This window comes from Pseudonocardia halophobica (assembly GCF_027922425.1).
GTDB lineage: Bacteria > Actinomycetota > Actinomycetes > Mycobacteriales > Pseudonocardiaceae > Pseudonocardia > Pseudonocardia halophobica.
The window spans coordinates 1-4,571 of sequence record NZ_BSFQ01000080.1 but is presented as its reverse complement, the minus strand read 5'-3'; the positions used below and the strand labels follow the sequence as shown (position 1 = coordinate 4,571).

The window sequence follows — 4,571 nt, the reverse complement described above, 5'->3', positions numbered from 1 at the left end:
AGCCACCAACGACAAGAACCGATCAGCCACACCCTGCCGTCGCGGGCGTCCGGAACACCTCGTCCCGAACATCAACAACCTTACGGAGGACCGATGGACACCATCACCCGCGAGATCACCGTCAACGCCGCCCGGGCCCGCGTCTGGGACGTCATCACGCAGGCGCAGCACCTCGGGCGTTGGTTCGGCGACGCCGGGGCCGAGATCGACCTGCGGCCCGGCGGCCGGCTCACGCTCAGCTTCGAGGGCCACGGGACGAGCGTCGCGCGCGTCGAGCGCGTCGAGGAGCCGGAGGTGTTCAGCTTCCGGTGGGCCCGCAGCCGGGAGACCGAACCCGCACCGGGGGACGAGACGCTCGTCGAGTTCACCCTCACCGAGACCGCGGACGGGACCCTCGTCCGGGTCAGGGAGAGCGGCTTCGCGAGCCTGACCGGCGACGCCGCGGCCTACCACCGCGGGAACACCGAGGGCTGGGCGGTGAAGACCGCGGAGCTGCAGCGCTACCTGGAGACCGTGCCGGCATGAGTGGTCAGGCCCTGTCGGCCCTCGCCGATCCGACCCGCCGCGAGCTGCTCGAGCGGCTCGCGCGCGGGGAGGCCAGCGCGACCGTGCTGGCGCGGGACCTGCCGATCAGCCGCCAGGCCGTGGTCCAGCACCTCGGGGTGCTCGACGCGGCCGGGCTGGTCCGCTCCACGCGGCACGGCCGGGAGGTCCGCTGGTCCCCCCGGCCGGACGGGCTGATCGCGGCCGCGGCCTGGCTGACCGGGCTGGCGGAGGAGTGGGACCGCAGGCTCGCCGCGATCAAGACGATCGCGGAGGAGGGCTGATCACTCGCCGTCCTCGTCGAGCGGGCGGGGCGGAAGCTCCGTCCGCTCGATCCGGTTCTCCACGCCCTCGCGCGGCTCGGTCTCCGCCCACTCCTCGCGGTGCCCGCCGTGGTTGCCCATCCGGCCCTGGACCTCGGCGGCCTCCTGCTCGTCGACGCGGGCGCTGTGTTTGCTGCTGCCACGTTCCATGTGCCGGGCGTACCTCCCCGGCGGGCGGGCAAACGGGGTCAGCGGACCGTCGCGAGCGCCGCGGCGACGATGTCGACCCGCACCCGGGCGCCGGCGTCGAGATCGAGGACCTCGCCGTCGACCTGCAGCGGCATCGGGTCGACGGTCCGGAACGCGTACTCCCGCACACTCGGCTGCGGACCCAGCCCGCGCACGGCGGCCTTGACCGCGGTGGCCAGCACCCGCAGCTTCGAGCTGTGCGGCAGCAGCACGACCTCGAACACGCCGTCGTCCGGCCTGCTGTCCTCGCTGAGCGTGGCGTACTTCGCCATCTCGGCGATGTTGGCGAAGACGAGGCTGTCGAAGTCCTGCCGCCGACCGTCGTCGACCTCGATGGTGAACGGGCGGAACCGGGAGAAGGCCCGGACGGTCGTCAGGATCTCCTTGATCGACCCCTTGCCGCCGCGCTCGAGCTCCAGCGCGACCACCGGCGTGATCCCGAGGCCGATGTAGGAGTGGGCGTGCCGCGGCTCCTCGTCGTCGACGCTCAGCCGCAGCAGGTCGAGCCGTTCCGTCCGGCCCTCGACGATCGCGTCGAGCAGGGGGCGCCGGCCGACGACGCGGCGGTGGTCGTTCGCGTTGCCCGCGGCCAAGACCGCCGCGACGGCCCGCGACTCGCCGGCCTTCATCAGGCCGTCGACGACCTCGTTGTACCCGCCGTCGCCGCTCACGGACACGACCAGCGGCGCACCCGATCCGGCCTCCTCGCGGGCGATCTCCCGCGCGTGCCCGGCGTACTCGGTGGGGCGCAGCTCGACGGGCAGCTCGGCGGCCCGCTCCGCGAGCCCGGACTTGAGCTCCTCGGCGCGCTCCTGCGCGTCCCCGGTGCTGTTCGGGTTGAAGACGATGACGACCCGGTCGTAGGCGCGCGCCACGCCGCGCACCCTATCCGGTCCGGGTCAGGACGACCGGTTCGGAACCGCGTTCGCGCAGCCCGAGGGCGGTGATCGCCGCCACGACGACGAGGAGCCCGATCCACTGCGTGGGGCTCGGCGAGACGCCGAGGAAGGCGATGCCGAGGACCGTCGCCGTCGCGGGGAAGGCGAGCTCGGCGAGCGTGGCCCGCGCGGCGGGGGTGTCGCGCAGCCCGACGTAGTAGAGGACCAGGGCGAGCAGGCCCGGGATCAGCGCGAGCAGTGCCAGCGGACCCAGCTGACCGGGTGAGACGGCGAGCGGCGCGCCCTGCACCGCGACGATGACCGCCGACGCCGGCAGCCCGACGAGGAACCGGAGCACCGTGACGTCGCGCGGCGCGGTGCGCACCCCGACCATCCGGCCGAGCACGGTGCCGAAGCCCCACAGCACCGCGGCGCCGACGGCGAGGCCCGCCGCCCCGAGCTCGCGGACCTGCACCGCGAGCGGGTCGGGGAAGGCCACCAGCCAGGCACCGACCAGGGCCGGCACCGCGAACAGCCAGTACCCGGCGCGGACCCGCTCCCCGAGCAGGGCCGCCGCCGCGACGACCGCCACGAGCGGCTGCAGCTTCTGGAGCACGAGCGGGGTCAACGCGTCGCCGCTGGCGAACGCAGCCGTGAACAGTGCGGTGGCCAGGGCCGACGACCCCGCCCCGATCACGAGGATTGCCACCCGGTCGCGGGTCGGGGCGGCCCGGAAGGCCCGCACCGCCGCAGGGACCAGCGGCAGCAGCACGACGACCGCGATCAGGTGCTCCCAGAACACCACCGTCGCGGCCGGGAGCGCGCCCGCGAGCGGGGCCCGGAGCAGACCGTCCGTGCCCCACAGCGCCGCCGCGACGGCCACGAGCCACGTCCGGTCCCGCACCTGCGTCATGCACCGGGCAACCCCGTGCGCGGTGGATCTATGCCGCGCGGTGCTGTCACGATGGAGGGATGGAGTCCACCCGCCTCGACCGCTGGCTCTGGTCGGTCCGGCTGGCCAAGACGCGGTCCGACGCCGCGGCCGCCTGCCGGGGTGGGCACGTGCGCGTCAACGACCGCCCCGCCAAGCCCGCCACCGCGGTGCACCCCGGCGACGAGGTCCGCGCGCGGGTGTACGAGCAGACGCGGATCGTCGAGGTCACCAAGGTGATCCAGAAGCGGGTCGGGGCGCCCGAGGCGCAGGCCTGCTACCTCGACCACACACCGCCTCCGCCGCCGAAGGAGGCCCGCCCGGTCTTCGCCGTCCGCGACCGCGGGACCGGCCGCCCCACCAAGCGCGAGCGGCGGATGCTCGACCAGCTCGGCGCCCTCCGCCCGCCCCGTCCCTAGGCAACCCCGCCCGGGGCCGGTGGGCGATGATGGGGACATGTACGACCTGCTGTTCCGGCACGTCCTGCGGCGCATCCCCGCCGAGCCGATCCACGGTGTCGCGTTCGGCGCGATCCGGGGCGTGGCCGGGGCCCCGGTCGTCGGTCCGCGCCTCGGCTCGCTGCTGACCGAGTCGGACCCGGTGCTGCGGACGCAGGTGTTCGGCGTCGACTTCCCGAACCCGCTCGGCCTGGCCGCCGGCTTCGACAAGGACGCCCGCGGCCCGGTGGCCCTCGGTCGGCTCGGCTTCGGGTTCGTCGAGCTCGGCACGATCACCGCGCGCCCGCAGCCGGGCAACCCCAAGCCGCGGCTGTTCCGCCTCCCCGAGGACAAGGCGCTCGTGAACCGCATGGGGTTCAACAACTCCGGGGCCGACGCCGTCGCCGCCCGGCTGACCGCGCTCCCGCGCGAGGGCCGCCCGGTCCTCGGACTCAACATCGGCAAGAGCAAGGCCGCGACGCCCGAGGAGGCGATCGACGACTACCGGCACAGCGCGCGCGTCCTCGGGCCGCACGCCGACTACGTCGTGGTCAACGTCAGCTCCCCCAACACGCCGGGCCTGCGCGACATGCAGCAGGTCGCGGTGCTCGAGCCGCTGCTGGGCGCCGTGCGGGAGGAGCTCGACTCCGCGATGTCCGGCCGCAGGATGCCGCTGCTCGTCAAGATCACCACCGACCTGGCCGACGACGACGTGGACGCGGTCGCCGACATGGCCGTCCGACTGGAGCTCGACGGCGTGGTCGCCACCAACACCACCGTGTCCCGGGAGGGCCTGCGCACCCCGGCCGCCGAGGTCGAGGCGATCGGGGCCGGCGGGGTGTCGGGACTGCCGCTCGCGACCGTTGCGCACACCGTGGTCGGGAAGCTGCGGGCGCGGCTCGGCCCGGACCGCACCATCATCTCCGTGGGCGGGATCTTCACCGGGGAGGACGCCTACCGCCGTATCACCGCCGGCGCGTCCCTGGTGCAGGCCTACACGGGCTTCATCTACGGCGGCGGCACCTGGCCCCGCCGGGTCAACCGCGACCTCGCCGCCCTGCTGCGCCGGAACGGATTCGCGAGTGTCGCGGACGCAGTAGGAACCGACACCGCCTGATTCCCTGTGAGTGGCGATAGTCGCTATAGCGGCTATCGCCACTCACGACGGGAATCGAGCCGAGAACGCGAGAAAGGCCCCGGAACCGAAGTTCCGGGGCCTTTCCCAAGGTTTGATGTCGGCGGCGACCTACTCTCCCACACCCTGGCGAGT

The 4,571-nt window shown here is 74.0% G+C and carries 7 protein-coding genes; 4 read left to right on the top strand and 3 right to left on the bottom strand.

What is annotated here, in order from left to right:
- Positions 1 to 93 precede the first annotated feature (93 nt).
- Positions 94 to 525 carry an SRPBCC domain-containing protein gene (locus PKE99_RS37105; RefSeq protein WP_037054700.1) on the top strand — a complete coding sequence of 144 codons (432 nt, stop codon included), beginning with the start codon at positions 94 to 96 and terminating at the stop codon, positions 523 to 525.
- Entirely contained in the window at positions 522 to 827 is a 306-nt protein-coding gene (locus PKE99_RS37100; RefSeq protein ID WP_037054698.1) for an ArsR/SmtB family transcription factor, read from the top strand. The genes PKE99_RS37105 and PKE99_RS37100 overlap by 4 nt, the downstream gene beginning before the upstream one ends.
- Here PKE99_RS37100 and PKE99_RS37095 read toward each other — a convergent pair whose 3' ends face one another.
- Genes PKE99_RS37095 through PKE99_RS37085 form a run of 3 tightly spaced genes read right to left on the bottom strand, consistent with a single transcriptional unit; the run spans position 828 to position 2,846 of the window.
- Positions 828 to 1,016, bottom strand: coding sequence for a hypothetical protein (locus tag PKE99_RS37095; RefSeq protein WP_037054695.1), 189 nt, complete (start codon positions 1,014 to 1,016; stop codon positions 828 to 830).
- A 38-nt stretch (positions 1,017 to 1,054) separates the two neighbouring features.
- Positions 1,055 to 1,930: a diacylglycerol/lipid kinase family protein gene (locus PKE99_RS37090; protein WP_037054702.1), complete on the bottom strand. Its 876-nt coding sequence runs from the start codon at positions 1,928 to 1,930 to the stop codon at positions 1,055 to 1,057.
- Between the two features lie 10 nt (positions 1,931 to 1,940).
- A complete protein-coding gene (locus PKE99_RS37085; RefSeq protein WP_037054692.1) occupies positions 1,941 to 2,846 on the bottom strand; it encodes a DMT family transporter in 906 nt (301 codons plus the stop codon).
- A gap of 59 nt (positions 2,847 to 2,905) precedes the next feature.
- On the opposite strand from PKE99_RS37085, the gene PKE99_RS37080 reads away from it, so the two are divergent.
- Both PKE99_RS37080 and PKE99_RS37075 read left to right on the top strand, forming a co-directional pair.
- Positions 2,906 to 3,283 carry an RNA-binding S4 domain-containing protein gene (locus tag PKE99_RS37080; protein WP_037054690.1) on the top strand — a complete coding sequence of 126 codons (378 nt, stop codon included), beginning with the start codon at positions 2,906 to 2,908 and terminating at the stop codon, positions 3,281 to 3,283.
- A gap of 37 nt (positions 3,284 to 3,320) precedes the next feature.
- Positions 3,321 to 4,418, top strand: coding sequence for a quinone-dependent dihydroorotate dehydrogenase (locus tag PKE99_RS37075; protein WP_037054687.1), 1,098 nt, complete (start codon positions 3,321 to 3,323; stop codon positions 4,416 to 4,418).
- The last annotated feature ends 153 nt before the right edge of the window (positions 4,419 to 4,571 follow it).